At 39.4% G+C, this 17,417-nt stretch carries 17 protein-coding genes; 8 read left to right on the forward strand and 9 right to left on the reverse strand.

The window, feature by feature from the left end; all coding sequences use genetic code 11:
• Positions 1-273: 273 nt before the first annotated feature.
• Complete coding sequence (locus tag NSQ16_RS06475) at positions 274-1,437, reverse strand: tetratricopeptide repeat protein (RefSeq protein ID WP_230488470.1); 1,164 nt, start codon at positions 1,435-1,437, stop codon at positions 274-276.
• 247 nt (positions 1,438-1,684) lie between these two features.
• On the opposite strand from NSQ16_RS06475, the gene NSQ16_RS06480 reads away from it, so the two are divergent.
• Positions 1,685-2,002 (forward strand): putative quinol monooxygenase, encoded by a 318-nt coding sequence (locus tag NSQ16_RS06480; RefSeq protein WP_015252322.1) that lies wholly within the window; start codon positions 1,685-1,687, stop codon positions 2,000-2,002.
• Between the two features lie 236 nt (positions 2,003-2,238).
• Complete coding sequence (locus NSQ16_RS06485; RefSeq protein ID WP_217011483.1) at positions 2,239-2,994, forward strand: SDR family oxidoreductase; 756 nt, start codon at positions 2,239-2,241, stop codon at positions 2,992-2,994.
• Between the two features lie 148 nt (positions 2,995-3,142).
• Here the strand turns inward: NSQ16_RS06485 and NSQ16_RS06490 are convergent, their stop codons facing one another.
• The gene (locus NSQ16_RS06490; RefSeq protein WP_041335706.1) at positions 3,143-3,490 is read right to left on the reverse strand and encodes an Ig-like domain-containing protein; all 348 of its coding nucleotides are present in this window, start codon (positions 3,488-3,490) and stop codon (positions 3,143-3,145) included.
• A 559-nt stretch (positions 3,491-4,049) separates the two neighbouring features.
• On the opposite strand from NSQ16_RS06490, the gene manR reads away from it, so the two are divergent.
• The 4 genes from manR (at position 4,050) to NSQ16_RS06510 (ending at position 9,710) form a co-directional block, all read left to right on the forward strand.
• Complete coding sequence (manR, locus tag NSQ16_RS06495) at positions 4,050-5,996, forward strand: mannose transport/utilization transcriptional regulator ManR (protein WP_230488471.1); 1,947 nt, start codon at positions 4,050-4,052, stop codon at positions 5,994-5,996.
• Positions 5,997-6,143: 147 nt separating this feature from the next.
• Positions 6,144-8,096, forward strand: coding sequence for a PTS mannose transporter subunit IIABC (gene manP, locus NSQ16_RS06500; RefSeq protein ID WP_230488472.1), 1,953 nt, complete (start codon positions 6,144-6,146; stop codon positions 8,094-8,096).
• 14 nt (positions 8,097-8,110) lie between these two features.
• Positions 8,111-9,058, forward strand: a complete 948-nt coding sequence (gene manA / locus NSQ16_RS06505) for a mannose-6-phosphate isomerase, class I (RefSeq protein ID WP_230488473.1) — start codon at positions 8,111-8,113, stop codon at positions 9,056-9,058.
• 169 nt (positions 9,059-9,227) lie between these two features.
• On the forward strand, positions 9,228-9,710 hold the full coding sequence (locus tag NSQ16_RS06510) for a YjdF family protein (protein ID WP_015252318.1): 483 nt from the start codon (positions 9,228-9,230) through the stop codon (positions 9,708-9,710).
• Between the two features lie 45 nt (positions 9,711-9,755).
• Here the strand turns inward: NSQ16_RS06510 and NSQ16_RS06515 are convergent, their stop codons facing one another.
• Together NSQ16_RS06515 and NSQ16_RS06520 are read right to left on the reverse strand one after the other, a co-directional pair.
• Positions 9,756-10,262 carry a GNAT family N-acetyltransferase gene (locus tag NSQ16_RS06515; protein WP_033884371.1) on the reverse strand — a complete coding sequence of 169 codons (507 nt, stop codon included), beginning with the start codon at positions 10,260-10,262 and terminating at the stop codon, positions 9,756-9,758.
• Positions 10,263-10,480: 218 nt separating this feature from the next.
• Positions 10,481-10,876: a hypothetical protein gene (locus tag NSQ16_RS06520; RefSeq protein ID WP_009967031.1), complete on the reverse strand. Its 396-nt coding sequence runs from the start codon at positions 10,874-10,876 to the stop codon at positions 10,481-10,483.
• 228 nt (positions 10,877-11,104) lie between these two features.
• Between NSQ16_RS06520 and ybaK the strand changes: the two genes are divergently transcribed.
• Positions 11,105-11,584, forward strand: a complete 480-nt coding sequence (gene ybaK / locus NSQ16_RS06525) for a Cys-tRNA(Pro) deacylase (RefSeq protein WP_080529203.1) — start codon at positions 11,105-11,107, stop codon at positions 11,582-11,584.
• A gap of 39 nt (positions 11,585-11,623) precedes the next feature.
• On the opposite strand, the gene NSQ16_RS06530 is transcribed toward ybaK, so the two are convergent.
• The 4 genes from NSQ16_RS06530 to cotT form a co-directional block, all read right to left on the reverse strand.
• Positions 11,624-11,818 (reverse strand): DUF4177 domain-containing protein, encoded by a 195-nt coding sequence (locus tag NSQ16_RS06530; RefSeq protein WP_003232825.1) that lies wholly within the window; start codon positions 11,816-11,818, stop codon positions 11,624-11,626.
• Between the two features lie 131 nt (positions 11,819-11,949).
• Entirely contained in the window at positions 11,950-12,279 is a 330-nt protein-coding gene (locus NSQ16_RS06535) for a YjdJ family protein (protein WP_230488474.1), read from the reverse strand.
• A gap of 618 nt (positions 12,280-12,897) precedes the next feature.
• On the reverse strand, positions 12,898-13,887 hold the full coding sequence (gene cyoE, locus NSQ16_RS06540) for a heme o synthase (RefSeq protein ID WP_230488475.1): 990 nt from the start codon (positions 13,885-13,887) through the stop codon (positions 12,898-12,900).
• Positions 13,888-14,009: 122 nt separating this feature from the next.
• Positions 14,010-14,258 (reverse strand): spore coat protein CotT, encoded by a 249-nt coding sequence (cotT, locus tag NSQ16_RS06545; RefSeq protein WP_015715704.1) that lies wholly within the window; start codon positions 14,256-14,258, stop codon positions 14,010-14,012.
• A gap of 253 nt (positions 14,259-14,511) precedes the next feature.
• Here cotT and pdaC point away from each other — a divergent pair, with 253 nt between their 5' ends.
• Complete coding sequence (gene pdaC, locus NSQ16_RS06550) at positions 14,512-15,915, forward strand: peptidoglycan-N-acetylmuramic acid deacetylase PdaC (RefSeq protein ID WP_230488476.1); 1,404 nt, start codon at positions 14,512-14,514, stop codon at positions 15,913-15,915.
• Between the two features lie 134 nt (positions 15,916-16,049).
• Here pdaC and NSQ16_RS06555 read toward each other — a convergent pair whose 3' ends face one another.
• Entirely contained in the window at positions 16,050-17,402 is a 1,353-nt protein-coding gene (locus NSQ16_RS06555; protein ID WP_230488785.1) for an IS1182 family transposase, read from the reverse strand.
• Positions 17,403-17,417 lie beyond the last annotated feature (15 nt).

Raw genomic sequence — 17,417 nt, forward strand, 5'->3', positions numbered from 1 at the left:
CTTAAACCCTTGCTGCGCAAGGGTTTTTTACTTTTTATAGGGGCTGTCGGTTTATTAATGCAGTATATGATTTAAATGAAAACTCAGGAATAATATTGAGTTGAGAAGATAAAATAAAAACCCCATTTCTAAAGTCCAAAATGGGGTTATTTCTTAATATCATATTAAGTTGCTGCTCTATCTGCGACCTTATAAGTGGACTGCTCAGAAAGAGCGTATGAAGCGCTGGATACTCCAACAATGCCAAGCAAGAGCGCTAAACAAATTGCAATTTTACATTTTTTCATTTAAATGTTTCCCCCTTTGAATTTGTTTACGTGCTTCAATTGCCATTTGATAAAAATCGACCGCATCATGTCTGTCTTCTTTGTTGGTCAAAAAATCAGCAACAGCAACAGCGTATTCTTCCATATCACCATAAAGGTTTTTCTTTTTGAAGAACTTGAACACTTCTCTAAGTGTTTGTAAGTCAAATGATAAATAAAGACCTTTAACCAGTTTTAATTTCTCGGTTACTTCCTGGTTGTTGTGTCGGGCAGCAACCTTCTGACCTTCCTGGTATAATTCAAACGCAGCCTTTAAATCATTCTTCTTTGCTTTGACATACGCCAGATTAAAAATCGCTTTGGACTCATAAATGTGCTTTCGATTCTTATGAATTTCATAGGCGATTTGAAAATGTTTCTCAGCATTGTCAAGTTCTTCAAGATTATTATAACATAATCCCACATTAAAATGAGCTGAACCAATTAAATGTTGTTCCCCTATTTTTATAGCATCATTTAAGGCTTTTTCAGCTGTTTCTAAAGCGTCCTCATAACACATTTTATCTAGCCAGTTCCCAAAGATAACAAACTGACATTGGACCATTTCTTTGCCATATGTAAGGTTCCCCTGAGCATCTTTTTGCTCTTTAAATATAGAGTATGCTCGCTGGGCATAGTTCATTGAAAAATGAGTCTCTTTCATATAGTAATAGACTTCTGACATTTTGAAATAGAACTCTGCCTTATCTGTATTTGCGTTTTTATCTAATAAATCAAGATATTTTTCGGCTTCGCGATAATATGTTAAAGCAATAACTAAATCTCTCGTTCTAAAATGATACATGCCGGTAAAAAAATGATAAAAGAACTCTATTGTATTGGTGAGGGATTCAGGGGCCATATTTTCCCTTGTCTTTTTGAGATCAGCATAAACACCATCTATATTTTTAACAGAGTCAGGTTCGAGATACGAAAGCATTATTTCGTGCCGCAGCTTTAATAGCTGGAGATAGACTGCTACTTTTTCATTTTTCTCCATCATATCGAATTCTTTTTCAACTTTTTGTTTCATTTCTTTTGCTTTCTCAACTCGACCCTGTTTTATGACAACATACCAATGATTAATGTCTGTAGTTACGTAATGATATGGGATTAAATCCGAAATAGACAATCAAATACCTCCTTTTATTTACATATATTTAATATTATACCACTAAGGACACCCTCTAAAAGAATTATTTTTTGAAAAGTCCATCTATTTAGACTAAAAAAAGGTCAGAATAAACATAAATAAGGACTGTATCATCTGATATGAACTCTTTAGCTTGCTTTAGAATTTAAGAAAGCTGATCTAAAAGGCACTCGAAGTCGTCTAATGATTTATAAATGGCATCTATCTTTTTCAAGAAAATGTTATAATGAAAAGCCATAAAATGATAGGAGGGGGAATTTCGATGCATTACATAACGGCATGTTTAAAAATCATCAGTGATAAAGACCTTAATGAGATAATGAAGGAATTCAAAAAACTTGAGGAAGAAACGAACAAAGAAGAGGGTTGTATTACATTCCATGCTTATCCGCTTGAGCCATCAGAACGTAAAATAATGCTTTGGGAGATTTGGGAAAACGAAGAAGCTGTGAAAACCCATTTCACGAAAAAACACACAATAGACGTTCAAAAACAAGAATTAACGGAAGTAGAATGGTTAATGAAAAGCAATGTGAATGATTGAAAGGCTCTTTAAAAAGAGACATTCAATGACTTAGTATCAGCCACTTGTGACTAAGTAGTAAATTGTTGTCCAACTCTTATTTTTTCTATTTAATATTTTTTGAGACGAAAATGTTTTTTTAAGCTGATTTTAAAATGTATTCAAAGTCAGCTCTGTTTGATTTCATGGATTATATTCTTTGGATAGCTTGTTACCATCATAATGGAGATACTCCGTATAAATTGGAGGTTAAAATAATGAGTCATTCTCAAGAAAAAATTGCACTAATTACAGGAGCAAGCAGTCAAGGGGATATTGGTACGGCTATTTGTCGTAAGTTAGCCTCACAGGGTATACATATCTTCTTTACTCACTGGAACTCTGATGCGGTTTGGATAGAAGAATTTCAACAAGAAATTTTACGTATGGGTGTGCGCTGTGAGGCAATGAAAATTGATTTATCAGATGCACATGCTGCATTCACAATACATGAAAAAATTTCAGATAAATTAGGATATCCTTCCATCCTTATTAATAATGCAGCTCATTCCGCAAGTGATAATTATGTATCGTTAGATGCGAAATCACTTGATGATCATTATGCGGTTAATATGAGATCAAATTTTCTTCTTTGTGTTGAATTTGCCCGTCGGTTTAAAAAGTCTAATTTAATATCAGGAAGAATCATCAATATGACATCAGGGCAGGATTTAGGTCCTTTGCCTGGGGAGTTAGCGTATGCAGCTACTAAAGGAGCTATTTCTGCCTTTACTAGGTCGTTATCACAAGAACTTGCACCATTGGGCATCACTGTTAACGCCGTAAACCCAGGTCCAACAGATTCTACATGGATGACAGATGAAATAAGAAATTTTCTTTCACCTAAATTTCCAATGGGGCGTATTGGCACACCAGATGATGCGGCACGAATGATTGCCTTTCTTGCAAGTGATGAGGCTGAATGGATAACTGGACAAATTATTCATTCAGAAGGTGGATTTATTCGGGGCTAAGCTAATGAAACACGATATACACCAATGTATGATGTATTCCCAAAACTAAATCTAAACTTGAAGCGAAAATAAGGTCCCTTCTCTTTTTAGAGGGGGACCTTATTTTATTCATGCATGTTTTGCATCCAGAAAATCTGGCGGATAAAGATTAATAAACCGTTACATATACTTTTCCGAATACTGCAGTACCTTTAAACAAAGTAATCGTGGCTTTTCCTTTTGATTTAGCCGTCACTAAACCATTTTGATCGACTTCAGCAACTTTTTGGTTATCAGTCCAATAACGAGTAGCTGAATTATTTTTAACAGAATAGGTTTCTCCAACTTTTAGAGGTAAATCATAGTCTTGAATTTTGATAACATGTGTAGGTGAAATAGAAATGTTCTTTACCTCAGTAGGTGTGGAGTTTATTTCATGAGCTGAAGCTACCCCGCTGACCGACAGAGCTAACGCAGAAATCGATAAAGCAGAAACAACAGTTTTTTTGAAATTCATTTTGAAACACTCCTTTAAAGTTTTTTGTCTTGCACTATAACAATTCAATAAAAGTAATTATTTTCCTTGTAAATAAATGTTAATAATATGTGAACGATCAATTTATTTGAGCTAAGAATATTGTGTGCCCTGCACAGAGTTTGTATTTATGATGGAAAATTGCTGAGAGAGAATGGCCATCCTTAAAATGTTAATAGCACACATTTGGGTTATTAGTTTGTTGAGCGTGTGGGAATTTTGTTACCTGCACTTTATCCCCGAAGATACCAAATCACTTTTCTTCATCATGTTCTTACTTTCGTACTCATACATTAGAAAATCTTCGTTCTAAATAGGTGAAGAATTGGAGTATTTTTATGAATTTCTGCTGAATAACGATAAAAAATACATGACATAGCAAACTCAAAGAATATAAAAATCGCATTTTTCCGGAAGCTTCGGTAAAAAACGAAACTTTTGTCTCTATGATTTTATTTTATAATGTAAACGGTTTCTTATATAGTATACTTATACTATCAATTTGCTCAAGTAGATACTGACAGGAAGGATAGAAAAACAGATGGAATACATAAATACAAGACAAAAAGAGATTTTGTATCTGTTGTTATCTGAACCTGATGACTATTTAGTTGTGCAAGATTTCGCAGATAGGGTACAGTGTTCTGAAAAAACAATCCGGAATGATTTGAAAGTGATCGAGGATTATCTCAATGAGCATTCTCATGCACAGCTTATTCGAAAACCAGGGTTGGGCGTTTATTTACATATAGAAGAACAGGAAAGGACCTGGCTAAGCCAACAATTATATACTGAACATTTTTCTTCTAGGCAGCGGAGCGATGAAGAAAGAATGCTGCACATTGCTTATGACTTATTAATGAATCCGAAGCCTGTTTCCGCAAAAGACATTGCCGCTCGGCATTTTGTCAATCGATCTTCCATTAAAAAGGATTTATACGCAGTAGAAGAGTGGCTGAAGCGTTTTGATCTCACACTGGTTTCTAGGCAGCGGCTTGGATTAAAGGTTGAAGGGAACGAAAGAAATAAAAGAAAGGCATTGGCAAGAATATCTGATTTGATCCACAATACAGCGTTTACCAGCCAATTTATTAAAAGTAAGTTTTTACATTATGAAGTAGACTTTGTGACGAAAGAAATCAAATCATTGCAAAAAAAGCATTCCCTCTATTTCACAGACGAAACGTTTGAAAGTTTGTTGCTGCATACATTGTTAATGGTCCGCCGCATCAAAATGAAGCAGCCGATTTCATTGTCCCCAAAAGAAATGGCGGCAGTAAAAAAGAAGAAAGAATATCAATGGACATTTGCTTGTTTACAGCGGCTTGAACCGGTTTTTGCAATTCGCTTCCCTGAAGAAGAAGCCGTGTACTTAACATTACATATATTGGGCGGTAAGGTTCGTTATCCATTGCAGACAGAAGAGAACCTTGAAAATGCTGTGCTTCCTAAGGTTGTAGGGCATTTAATCAATCGTGTTTCAGAGCTGAAAATGATGGATTTTCACAAGGATCAGGATTTGATCAATGGTTTGAACATTCATCTCAATACTGTGCTACAACGGCTGAGCTACGATCTTTCTGTAGCAAATCCTATGCTCAATGACATCAAAAAGATGTACCCTTATTTGTTCCACCTCATCATTGATGTTTTGGAAGATATCAATCAAACTTTTGATCTTCATATTCCTGAGGAAGAGGCAGCATATTTGACATTGCATTTTCAGGCAGCGATCGAACGGATGCAGGGCAGCAGCGAGACACATAAAAAGGCGGTTATCGTCTGCCACATGGGGATTGGGATGTCACAATTGCTGCGGACAAAAATTGAACGGAAATATCACCAAATCGCTGTAATGGCTTGTATTGCAAAGGCCGATTTAAAGGATTATATCAAAAAGCATGAGGATATTGATCTTGTCATATCCACCATTGCGCTGGAGAATATAACGGTTCCCCATATTGTTGTATCTCCGCTTTTAGAGCCTGGCGAAGAGAAGAAATTAAGTGCGTTTATACTTCAGCTGGGCGAATCACACCGCCAAAAACAAAAAACGTTTCAGATGCTGAACAATACGACTCCTTTTTTGGTTTTTTTGCAGCAGGAGGCGGAGCATCGCTACAAGTTAATCGAACAGCTGGCGACAGCTTTGTTTGAGAAAGGCTATGTTGATAAGGACTATGCGGTTCATGCGGTGATGAGGGAAAAAATGTCGGCGACAAATATTGGATCAGGCATTGCCATTCCTCATGCAAACGCTAAATTTATTAAACAATCAGCAATCGCGATTGCCACATTAAAGGAGCCGCTTGAATGGGGAAATGAAAAAGTTTCGCTCGTTTTTATGCTGGCTGTCAAACACGAGGATCAAACCATGACAAAGCAGCTGTTTAGCGAGCTTTCATATCTTAGCGAGCAGCCGGCCTTCGTCCAGAAGCTGACGAAAGAAACCAATGTCATGACATTTTTATCTCATTTGGATTATTAAAAGCAGGGATTATTCCTTGCTTTTTTTGTTATAGGGAAAAATGCCTTTATTACCGGAACCTATGGTAAAAAAAACGATTTTAATGAGCTGATTTCGGTATACAGTTGAGACAAGATCTTATTATTCACACTTTAAAGGAGGTTTCCTATGAAACTGTTAGCGATTACATCTTGTCCGAATGGAATCGCCCATACGTATATGGCAGCAGAAAATCTGCAAAAAGCTGCTGACAGACTGGGCGTTAGCATCAAAGTTGAGACCCAGGGAGGGATTGGTGTTGAAAATAAGCTAACCGAAGAGGAAATTCGCGAAGCGGACGCAATCATTATTGCTGCAGACCGTTCGGTAAACAAAGACCGGTTTATAGGCAAAAAACTGCTGTCTGTGGGGGTACAGGACGGTATCCGCAAACCGGAAGAATTGATTCAAAAAGCTCTTAACGGGGATATACCGGTCTATCGTTCCGCTACAAAATCGGAATCCGGTAATCATCAGGAGAAGAAACAAAATCCAATTTACCGTCATTTAATGAACGGCGTTTCATTTATGGTTCCTTTCATTGTTGTCGGCGGATTATTGATAGCGGTTGCATTAACGCTTGGAGGGGAGAAAACACCTAAAGGCTTAGTTATTCCGGATGATTCCTTCTGGAAAACGATTGAACAGATCGGCAGTGCTTCATTTTCATTTATGATTCCGATTTTAGCCGGCTATATCGCCTATAGCATCGCTGATAAACCGGGGCTTGTGCCAGGTATGATCGGCGGTTATATTGCGGCGACTGGAAGTTTTTATGACAGCGCAAGCGGCGCCGGATTCCTCGGGGGGATTATTGCCGGGTTTTTGGCCGGATACGCTGCACTTTGGATCAAAAAATTAAAAGTTCCAAAAGCCATCCAGCCGATTATGCCGATTATTATTATTCCGGTGTTTGCATCACTGATTGTAGGTTTAGCGTTTGTATTTTTGATAGGCGCGCCTGTAGCTCAAATTTTCGCCTCTTTAACAGTTTGGCTGGCGGGGATGAAAGGGTCGAGCTCGATCCTTCTGGCATTGATTTTAGGGGCGATGATCTCATTTGATATGGGCGGTCCTGTAAATAAGGTGGCGTTTCTGTTTGGATCGGCAATGATTGGAGAAGGAAATTATGAAATTATGGGACCAATTGCTGTCGCCATTTGTATCCCCCCGATTGGTCTTGGCATTGCGACGTTTTTAGGAAAAAGAAAATTCGAGGCATCTCAAAGAGAAATGGGGAAAGCGGCATTTACGATGGGGCTCTTCGGCATTACTGAAGGAGCGATTCCATTTGCGGCGCAGGACCCTCTGCGTGTTATTCCAAGTATTATGGCAGGCTCAATGACAGGTTCTGTGATAGCCATGATTGGCAATGTGGGAGACAGAGTGGCGCACGGCGGACCTATCGTTGCAGTGCTTGGCGCAGTTGATCATGTCTTGATGTTTTTTATTGCTGTGATTGCAGGATCTCTTGTCACTGCTCTGTTCGTCAATGTACTAAAAAAGGATATTACGGCGTCTCCTGTGCTCAGTGAAACTGCACCGCCCTCCGTGCCAAGTGAAGCTGCGGCATCAAATGAAATAAAGCAGCCAATTCAAAGCCAAAAAGCTGAGATGTCGGAATTTAAAAAACTGACAGACATTATCAGCCCGGAATTAATTGAACCAAATTTATCGGGGGAAACGAGGGATGACATCATAGATGAATTGATTCAGAAATTGTCACGAAGAGGTGCGCTGCTTTCAGAGAGCGGGTTTAAACAAGCCATTTTGAATCGTGAACAACAGGGAACAACGGCGATTGGCATGAATATCGCGATTCCGCACGGAAAGTCTGAGGCGGTCAGGGAGCCGAGTGTTGCCTTTGGGATCAAACGATCAGGCGTTGATTGGAATAGCCTGGATGGATCAGAAGCTAAATTAATCTTTATGATTGCTGTACCGAAAGAGAGCGGGGGAAACCAGCATCTCAAAATACTGCAGATGCTATCTCGTAAGCTAATGGATGACAATTATAGGGAGCGGCTGCTCTCTGTGCAAACAACAGAAGAAGCCTACAAGCTGCTAGAAGAAATCGAATAAAGCGGGGGATTTTCATGACGACTGAACCGTTATTTTTCAAGCCTGTTTTCAAAGAAAGAATTTGGGGCGGGACCGCTTTAGCTGATTTTGGCTATACCATTCCGTCACAACGAACAGGAGAGTGCTGGGCTTTTGCCGCGCATCAAAATGGTCAAAGCGTTGTTCAAAACGGAATGTATAAGGGGTTCACGCTCAGCGAATTATGGGAACATCACAGACATTTATTCGGACAGCTTGAAGGGGATCGTTTCCCTCTGCTTACAAAAATATTAGATGCTGACCAGGACTTATCTGTACAGGTGCATCCGAATGATGAATATGCCAACATACATGAAAACGGTGAGCTTGGAAAAACAGAATGCTGGTACATTATTGATTGCCAAAAAGATGCCGAGATTATTTATGGCCACAATGCAACAACAAAGGAAGAACTAACTACCATGATAGAGCGTGGAGAATGGGATGAGCTCTTGCGCCGTGTAAAGGTAAAGCCGGGGGATTTTTTCTATGTGCCAAGCGGTACTGTTCATGCGATTGGAAAAGGAATTCTTGCTTTGGAGACGCAGCAGAACTCTGACACAACCTACAGATTATATGATTATGACCGAAAAGATGCAGAAGGCAAGCTGCGCGAGCTTCATCTGAAAAAGAGCATCGAAGTGATAGAGGTCCCGTCTATTCCAGAACGGCATACAGTTCACCATGAACAAATTGAGGATTTGCTTACAACGACATTGGTTGAATGCGCTTACTTTTTGGTGGGGAAATGGAACTTATCAGGATCAGCAAGCTTAAAGCAGCAAAAACCATTCCTTCTTATCAGTGTGATTGAAGGGGAGGGCCGTATGATCTCTGGTGAGTATGTCTATCCTTTCAAAAAAGGAGATCATATGTTGCTGCCTTACGGTCTTGGAGAATTTAAACTCGAAGGATATGCAGAATGTATCGTCTCCCATCTGTAACATGGCAGGGCTTGAGAAATAAATTTGCGAGTGAAGACGCCTATTCTCCAGCAATGATCTAAATAAAATAAGAGTTTAATAGTTGGAGAAGAAATGTTACACTCTTTTCTGTATATGGTAAAGAATGAAAAAACACGATTCGGTTGGTAGTCCGGATGCATGATTGAGAATGTCAGTAACCTTCCCCTCCTCGGGATGTCCATCATTCTTTAATATCTTTTATGAGGAGGGAATCGTTATGAAATTAACGATTTACTACGATGGTCAGTTTTGGGTAGGCGTTGTTGAAGTTGTGGACAATGGAAAGCTAAGAGCCTTTCGTCATCTTTTTGGCAAAGAGCCGAGGGATTCTGAAGTATTAGAGTTTGTTCATAACCAACTCCTGAATATGTTGGCCCAAGCTGAGCAGGAAGGAGTTCGTTTACAAGGCAGACGTCAAAAAAAGATCAATCCAAAAAGATTGCAGCGCCAGGTTTCAAAAGAGTTGAAAAACGCCGGAGTAGCTTCTAAAGCTCAAGAGGCGATAAAGCTAGAGCTTGAAGCAAGAAAGCAAAAGAAAAAACAAATAATGAAAGAACAACGAGAACATGTAAAAGAGCAAAGGTATATGCTCAAAAAGCAAAAAGCGAAAAAGAAGCACAGAGGTAAATAATCCAAACAAAAGCAGGCGCAGTGCCTGCTTTTGTAATTAAGGACTCTACTTCGTAACATATAGCCAATGTTTATACTCCGCTGATTTATGATTCAATATAAACCCTAACTTCTCCAAGGTTTTTTGTGAGCCTAGATTATCATGTTCACATCTTGCGGTGATCCGGTTTACTGTTTCTTGGCTTAATGCCCAGTTTATTAGTTTTTGGGCGGCTTCCACACAATAACCTTTGCGGCGATGACTTTTATTTGTTGCAAAACCGATTTCAATCATGCCATTCTCGTCTGGATCACCTAAAAATCCAGTTCCCCCAACAATTTCATAATTGTCCTTCTTTACAATAATCCATGAATCAAATCCTTTTGTTCCATTGTTTTTGACTAAAATCTCGCGGAAATAAGGTATCGCTTCAAAAAAATCAGAATTTGGCCATTCACCATTTGTTTCATAGCCTAATTCTTTGATAGCCTGATGATCTAGTTTAGACGCGGCGTCAAGAAGGGGAATATCAATGGTTTTTAATCGTAATCGATTCGTCTCAAGGAGAACCATATATCTAATCCTCTTTTCTTTTTACTGGTAATAATAGTAACATATAACAATTTTCTCTGATACCTTGGCAGTAGAGAAAGATGAAAAAATTGAGGGGAATTGAAAGAGTGACAGGTAAGAGTTTGCCCAGCCCAAAAACGGGTAGGAAAATGCCGATGTTAATGTGTCCCTACCCGTTTTTCTGTTCCTGAAAGCAGGATTTCTGATAACATGTTGTGCTACCTTTTCGCAATCAAATAAAGCGATATGGCTCTTTGGGTTTGAACAGGATTATGAATGATAATGACCCATTGGTTTCTTCGTCTTGGAAAGCTTGCTACCGCATACAATGGAGCAGTATCGCGCGGAGTGAATCCACCATTTATCACGTTGATATCTCTTCCTTCAAGATGACAAACTAAGTATTCACCTGGATTGATGACCTGTTGGTTCGTCCATGCGTAAGAATAAAAGCCGTCTCCAAGATCTTCGGTGGAAGATGGGGGGACAAAGCCATCTACAGTCAATGTGATTTCTCTTCTTCGCTGTCTTTCTGAAAAGTCTGGACTTCTTTGAGGGTTATGAGTATGTGAAAAGTAAGGAATTAACGCAGGGCCATAAAAGTAATGATACAAAGCAACCACTCCTTTATTTTCCATTCATACAAATTGTATGTGGGAGTTATTTGTTCATTCCTGTTTTGTTCCATGTAGACTAATAATGGGCTATAGGCGTCCAAGGAAATCAATTTGTCCTTTCGTTGATTCAATGCTAGTAACCTTGAAAATGCAGGTTAGGATGATAGAATTTACATATTACTGCAAGAAGTTAGACATACATCATTTTGATAGCGGGTGAAAACAATGGCGAAAAAAATGGCAAAAACAAATGCGGTTCGTCTGATAGAACAGCAGAACATCTCTTATGAGGTATTAGGGTATAAAACAGACGGCCAGCCGGTAGATGGCATCTCTGTTGCGGAAAAAATCGGTTATCCTTTGAAATATGTATATAAAACGTTGGTTGCAGCAACAGGAACAAATCATTATTATGTCTTTGTTGTACCCGTTGCAGAAGAGTTAGATGTAAAAAAGGCAGCAAAGGTGACAGGGGAAAAGAAAATAGAAATGATTGCAATGAAGGAGCTGTTAGCGGTAACTGGCTATCTTCGCGGCGGCTGCTCGCCAATTGGCATGAAAAAATTGTTCCCGACCTATATTGATGCATCTGCAGAAACGCTTGATTTTATTATTGTCAGTGCAGGGAAAATCGGTATGCAGCTAAAGTTGGCGCCACAAGATTTAGCCAGATCATGTGATGCCGCATTTGCAGAAATTGTATAGATGCAGATATAGGGGAACGAAAAAGCTTAGTCATATCGATTAAGCTTTTTCCGCATCCCTTTCAAATATGATTTCAAAATAAGCAGCTGCCCCATACCCATCTATACTGGGAGCGAAAATCTGAACGAATCTCCAGCCTCTTTTCGCATAATCATGGATGATTTGCTGGTAGTCTTCTTTAGGCCTTCTTCTCATCGTGCTCAGCTCAACTCTTACGAATTCATATTCTTTCATCGTTTGATCCCTCCTATTAAGGTATACGTAAAATGGAGCGAGAAGTTCCGAAAACCTAGGTTAAGGTCTGCCTCACTAAACACAGGAACATCTTGAAGAGTTAAGGGGCTATAAAAACGAATTTCACCGGGTCAGCAGTCCAAATGAATCTCTTGCTTATTGCATTTGACTGAGTATATAAGTAAAAAAAGAGCGGCCAGAACATATAAGAAGGAGATGATCATTAACGCACTCATAACAGGGTAGTGTTTAGCGGAGTAGATGAAAAAATCAAGCTGTGAAATTTGTTTGGGGCAGCTGACGGCATCAATTCCATTAAGCAGTTTTGAGAGTTTAGCAGTATAGTTCCAATCAAATCGATCTGAAACAAGCTCGCTTCCTTGATACCAATTAACAGCAGCTAAAAACAGAAATATCATAATAGAAAATCCAAGCTGAACAACTAAAAATATTCCCTTCACTTTTGTATGACCTCCAAATCTATGAATATGGGAAAATCAAACAATATATTACCACCGTATGGGTTATTCTTGCAATTTCACTTCCTACAACTCAAACGCAAGTCTATTTTTTTGTTTGGTTTTGGCTTATAATACCTGATGATGGAAAAAGAGTGCGGGTTTATAGATTAGAGAAACAAATGTATTTCTTAGCATTTTTTATTTGTGGAGAGAGTATAGAAGCATTCGATTAGATCTGCTTTTTCACAGAAACGGTTTTCATCTGTTTGCCTGAGCTTTACAATTGGCTGGCAAAAAAACAATGATTTCTTTCAATCGAAACATGCAACGATGCGACACATTTTATATCTTGATGACTTATCTCATTGCCTTTAAGTCATCCTATCGAGAAAGCGATGGTATTTTATGAACAAAGAAACCCTAAAAAACATACTCATGATTTTTTCAATATGCGCAACCCTCCGAGAAACCGATGGTATGCGCATAGCTGATAGCTGGATTTTGAGTGAGATTATACGATTTTTGATTTGCATGGCTGTGTTTTTTGCCGTGACATTTCTATTAGATGCTGTTTTTCCAAACAAAAAAGAGTCACATTAATGTGTGGCTCTTTTTGCATCATCTGATTAGAAACATCATAAATGAATCGATCATCATGATGAAGAATAGCAAGCAAAAATAAATAAGCGAGTAGACAAACATATCCTTTGCCCACTTCACGTCATCGTCTGTTTTGAATCCTTTGATGCTTTTTTTGATCCATATGCCTCCGAGAACCAAGGCGGCTAAGAAATAAAATGGGCTTATATGGCCGGTGCCGAGAGAGAAAGGAAATAATAGCGTGACCGGCACCAGGACGGCAATATATTGCATCATTTTTATTTTAGTTACATGGTTGCCTTTGACTACTGGCAAGAGCGGAACGCCAGCGGCACGATATTCCTCTTTGCGTCTTATCCCAATCGCCCAAAAATGCGGCGGCTGCCACAGAAACATAATCGTGTACAACAGCACTGCTGTCATACTGAAGTCACCGGTTACGGCACAATACCCCATCAATGGCGGCGCAGCTCCTGGGAAGCTCCCGACAAATGTGCTCCACACAGACGTTCGTTTCACCCATACCGTATAGATGATCGCATAAAAAATAAAGGCGGCCAGTCCGAGATAGGCCGTTAATGGATTGAGGGAATAAAGCATGGTAAGGCCTGCGATCCCTAAAACAGAGCCATATGTTAAGATCATGGCTGGCGGCATTTTCCCTGTGACCGAGGCCCTGCTGCGAGTGCGTGCCATTTTTGCGTCCATATGCCGATCAAAATAGTTGTTATAGACAGTGCCGGAAGCCATCACAAACGCGGTTCCCAACATTGCTGTTACCATTGTCATCAAAAAAGCCAAGCCGGTTAACGTTTTTTCTGCGCTTGCAAACGCGATCCAAAACCCGCCGAAGGCTGCTATCGAGTTTGATATGATAATGCCCGGCTTTGCAAGTTTGATAAAATCGTAAATGGTTACCCGGTTCGAAGCTTTTATGTATTTTGTTTCAGATATGGCTGCAGAATCTCTTGTATTCTCCAAAAATAGACGCCTCCCCCAAAACTGCATGCTTTTGTTATCGTAACAAGAGGGGGACAGAATCACAATTATTTCCCATATTTGTCATGATATTGTCATTTTTAAAACAAAAAAATGGGGAGCTGGACTGCCCCCATTTTGATATGCGGCGACTAGTAACCGTAACCTCCGCCATATCCTCCGCCATAACCGCCGCCGTAACCGTGCCAAGGGTAGTAAGGCGGTCGCGGGCGCGGGTAGTAATAAGGCGGGCGCGGATAAAACGGGTAGAACGGATAATACGGTCTTGGATAATAATAAGGCGGATAAAATGGCGGTCTCGGACGCGGATAATAATAAGGCTGTCTTTCATCATAAGGGGTAATTTGTTCAAATGACTGTTCATTCAAAGGGTAATCCAAGAGGAAAACCTCCCTAGCTTTTTTTATTCCTTTTACCATATTCCTGATGCTTAAGTTGGGTGTATGTACATTCATGAAATTCGGTTTTTTTTATGATGAAATTCCTTAAAAAGGATTGACATGAACTTCTAAATCTCATAGTATTACAAATGTGAAATAAATGTTACTGCAATGTTACAAAAACATTTCTAAATAGATACAGTTCCAACTGATGAAGAGTAAATCGAAATGGCTACGAAAGAAGGAGTTTTTGTTGTTGGCAAAAAGAATCAAATGGTTTCATGTATTAATAGCAGTTGTATGTGTGGTGGGCCTTATCGGCTTTTTCCATAATCATTCATTGAAAAAAGAAACGGTCATGAATAAAGTAAGAACTGATTCTCAATATGGGAATGTTGAGATCGCAACGCTTGTGAATGACGGGAAAACTTTTAATTACGCGGTTAACTATCCCGTTTTCAAAAATGAAAAAATGGATTCGGCATTAAAAAGATTCGCAGAAAAAGAGGTTCGTCAATTTCAAAAGGAAACAAAGGACGTTGACCAAGAGCATACGACAAAACGCAACGAATTAAATGTTGATTATAAAATTGTCCATTATGCCAAACAGACAGTGGCGATTGTATTTAATGAATATAAATACATCGGCGGGGCACACGGGCAAACCGTGAAAAAAACGTTTAACTATGATTTTAGTAAACAAGCGTTTCTTTCCATTGATGATATTTTCAAAGAGGACGCTGACTACTTACATAAGCTTTCGTTAATCGCTTATCACGAGTTGAAAAAGAATAAGGACATTGCCGCGGACGATGCACTGTTAAAGGAAGGGACGGCTCCGAAAAAAGAAAATTTCAGCCGCTTTGCCATCAAGGAGGATTATATCGAACTTTACTTTGACATATATCAGGTTGCAGCAGGCTATCTTGGAGAGCAATCGATTGCCATTAAGAAAAGTCTTTTGTCAGACATTCTGAAAGAACAATATATTGATAAAGCAAAAAATAAAAATAAAATCAAAGAACAAAAGCCGAAGCATGAAGTGATTTCTTTACCCAAAGAGGAAACGGTTGATCCAAATCAAAAAGTCATTGCGCTTACTTTCGACGACGGCCCGAATCCTGCGACAACAAATCAGATTCTAGACTCCTTGAAGAAATATAAGGGTCATGCCACGTTTTTTGTTTTGGGGAGCAGGGTTCAATATTATCCGGAAACGCTAATAAGAATGCTGAAAGAAGGAAATGAGGTGGGGAACCATTCATGGAGCCATCCGCTTCTCACAAGGCTTTCAGTGAAAGAAGCGTTAAAGCAGATCAATGATACGCAAGACATCATTGAAAAAATAAGCGGATATCGTCCGACGCTTGTAAGACCCCCATACGGCGGCATTAATGATGAACTGCGGAGTCAAATGAAAATGGATGTTGCGTTATGGGATGTTGACCCGGAAGATTGGAAAGACCGTAACAAAAAAACAATTGTTGACCGTGTCATGAATCAGGCGGGAGATGGAAGAACCATTTTGATTCACGATATTTACCGCACCTCTGCTGATGCGGCCGATGAAATTATAAAAAAGCTCACCGATCAAGGCTATCAATTGGTGACAGTTTCTCAGCTTGAAGAGGTTAAAAAACAAAGAGAAGCGAAATAAATTAAAAAAGGCTGTCCGTACGGACAGCCTCAGCTTGTAGAGAAAACGATGTTTTTTCTACAAGCTTTTTTGTTTTATACTGTTTCTTTAGATATTCATCAGGTTTCAGATGCAGAAAAAGCGCTCCCACATGCCTAGCCTTGCTTGGCTAGGTATGTGGCAATCTTCTTCATGTTCTGGCATGCGGCTGTGAGGAGAACTTGTTCACTCACATTTCGTTTTCCCCTCAACCTGCAATAGCGAAGCCCATGCAGTTGTTTTGAATCTGCAAAGCTTCGCTCTATTTTTTCTTTTCTTTTTTTGTAGAGGTTTTTTCCTGAAACAGACAAGCGATTTTGTCTGACCTTTTCTTTATGATCTTCCCATACATGTCGAGTAATCACTTTCTGCCGATTCTTTGATTTTGTACAGTTTTCAAGCAGCGGGCATGAGGAACATATTTCAGGATTTGATTTGAATGACCGGTAGCCTTTTCGGTCAGTTGTTGAGTATGTAAGTGTTTGGTGATTTGAACAAATGTATCTGTCTTGTTCACTGTCATAATGAAATTTCCATTTTGGAAACAATCCTCGGATAGGATGATAACGTCTATGTGCGATGACACCAAAGATTTGTCGGTCAGATAATCCTTTACAGATCGGAGTAGTTAAATATCCAGAATCAAGGGCGACAGCTTCTACTTGAAAACCAAATCGTGCGATTTGGTGGTCTAATCGGTCAAGATAAGGCACAGAATCATGGACATTTCCGGATGTGACGTAGGCATCGGTGATAATGTTGTATTTCATATCTGTTGTGCGGTGATCTAAATAGAAAAAACCTTCTGGTTTGTTTTCACGATACAGATAGCCACTTTCCGGATCGGTTGTACTGTGGCGGATCTCTTTTTCAGCTTTCACCTCCTCCTTGGCTGTTAGTGGCTTTTTTCCGTGTTCCTCCCGATCCTCTTGAATGGCTTCATTTAAATCCTTGATATAGTTTTGGGTATCCTGCGCAATTGTTTTTCTTGTGTATTTATGCTTGTTGGCATTGGCTTTAAGGTGTGTGGAGTCGGTGAATAGGACTCGTCCGCCCACCATGTCATGATTGATGGCCTGGAGAACGATCTCATCAAAGATGTCTTGGAAGATGGTAGTATCTTTAAAGCGTGTGCGTCTGTTCCAGCTGATGGTGGAGTGGTGCGGAACTGGATCGTTTATATTCAATCCGAGAAACCATCTGTATGCCATATTGTAGTAAATTTCTTTTTCAAGCTGTCTTTCTGAACGGATACCATAGAGGTATCCGATAAACATCATTTTAAATAAAATAAGCGGATCAAGTGAGGGGCGGCCTTTATTTTCACTGTAGTAAGGTTTAACCTTTTCAATGATGAAAGAGAAGTCTATGTACTGATCAATTTTCCGAAGCAGGTGATCCTCTTCAATGAGTTGGTCAAGCAGAACAAATTCGGCTGCGTTTTGAGAAGAATTTCTTGTGTGGAACATGAGAAAGACACCGTC

Source organism: Bacillus sp. PS108, from assembly GCF_037963335.1.
GTDB lineage: Bacteria > Bacillota > Bacilli > Bacillales > Bacillaceae > Bacillus > Bacillus subtilis.

What these genes read in the sequence shown, in the direction of transcription:
- NSQ16_RS06480 (WP_015252322.1), top strand. Translation starts at nt 1,685, where the DNA reads ATGAAAAGCCATAAAATGATAGGAGGGGGAATTTCGATGCATTACATA.
- NSQ16_RS06485 (WP_217011483.1), top strand. Translation starts at nt 2,239, where the DNA reads ATGAGTCATTCTCAAGAAAAAATTGCACTAATTACAGGAGCAAGCAGT.
- NSQ16_RS06490 (WP_041335706.1), bottom strand. Translation starts at nt 3,490, where the DNA reads ATGAATTTCAAAAAAACTGTTGTTTCTGCTTTATCGATTTCTGCGTTA.
- manR (WP_230488471.1), top strand. Translation starts at nt 4,050, where the DNA reads ATGGAATACATAAATACAAGACAAAAAGAGATTTTGTATCTGTTGTTA.
- manP (WP_230488472.1), top strand. Translation starts at nt 6,144, where the DNA reads ATGAAACTGTTAGCGATTACATCTTGTCCGAATGGAATCGCCCATACG.
- manA (WP_230488473.1), top strand. Translation starts at nt 8,111, where the DNA reads ATGACGACTGAACCGTTATTTTTCAAGCCTGTTTTCAAAGAAAGAATT.
- NSQ16_RS06510 (WP_015252318.1), top strand. Translation starts at nt 9,228, where the DNA reads ATGTCAGTAACCTTCCCCTCCTCGGGATGTCCATCATTCTTTAATATC.
- NSQ16_RS06515 (WP_033884371.1), bottom strand. Translation starts at nt 10,262, where the DNA reads ATGGTTCTCCTTGAGACGAATCGATTACGATTAAAAACCATTGATATT.
- ybaK (WP_080529203.1), top strand. Translation starts at nt 11,105, where the DNA reads ATGGCGAAAAAAATGGCAAAAACAAATGCGGTTCGTCTGATAGAACAG.
- NSQ16_RS06530 (WP_003232825.1), bottom strand. Translation starts at nt 11,818, where the DNA reads ATGAAAGAATATGAATTCGTAAGAGTTGAGCTGAGCACGATGAGAAGA.
- cyoE (WP_230488475.1), bottom strand. Translation starts at nt 13,887, where the DNA reads ATGCAGTTTTGGGGGAGGCGTCTATTTTTGGAGAATACAAGAGATTCT.
- NSQ16_RS06555 (WP_230488785.1), bottom strand. Translation starts at nt 17,402, where the DNA reads ATGTTCCACACAAGAAATTCTTCTCAAAACGCAGCCGAATTTGTTCTG.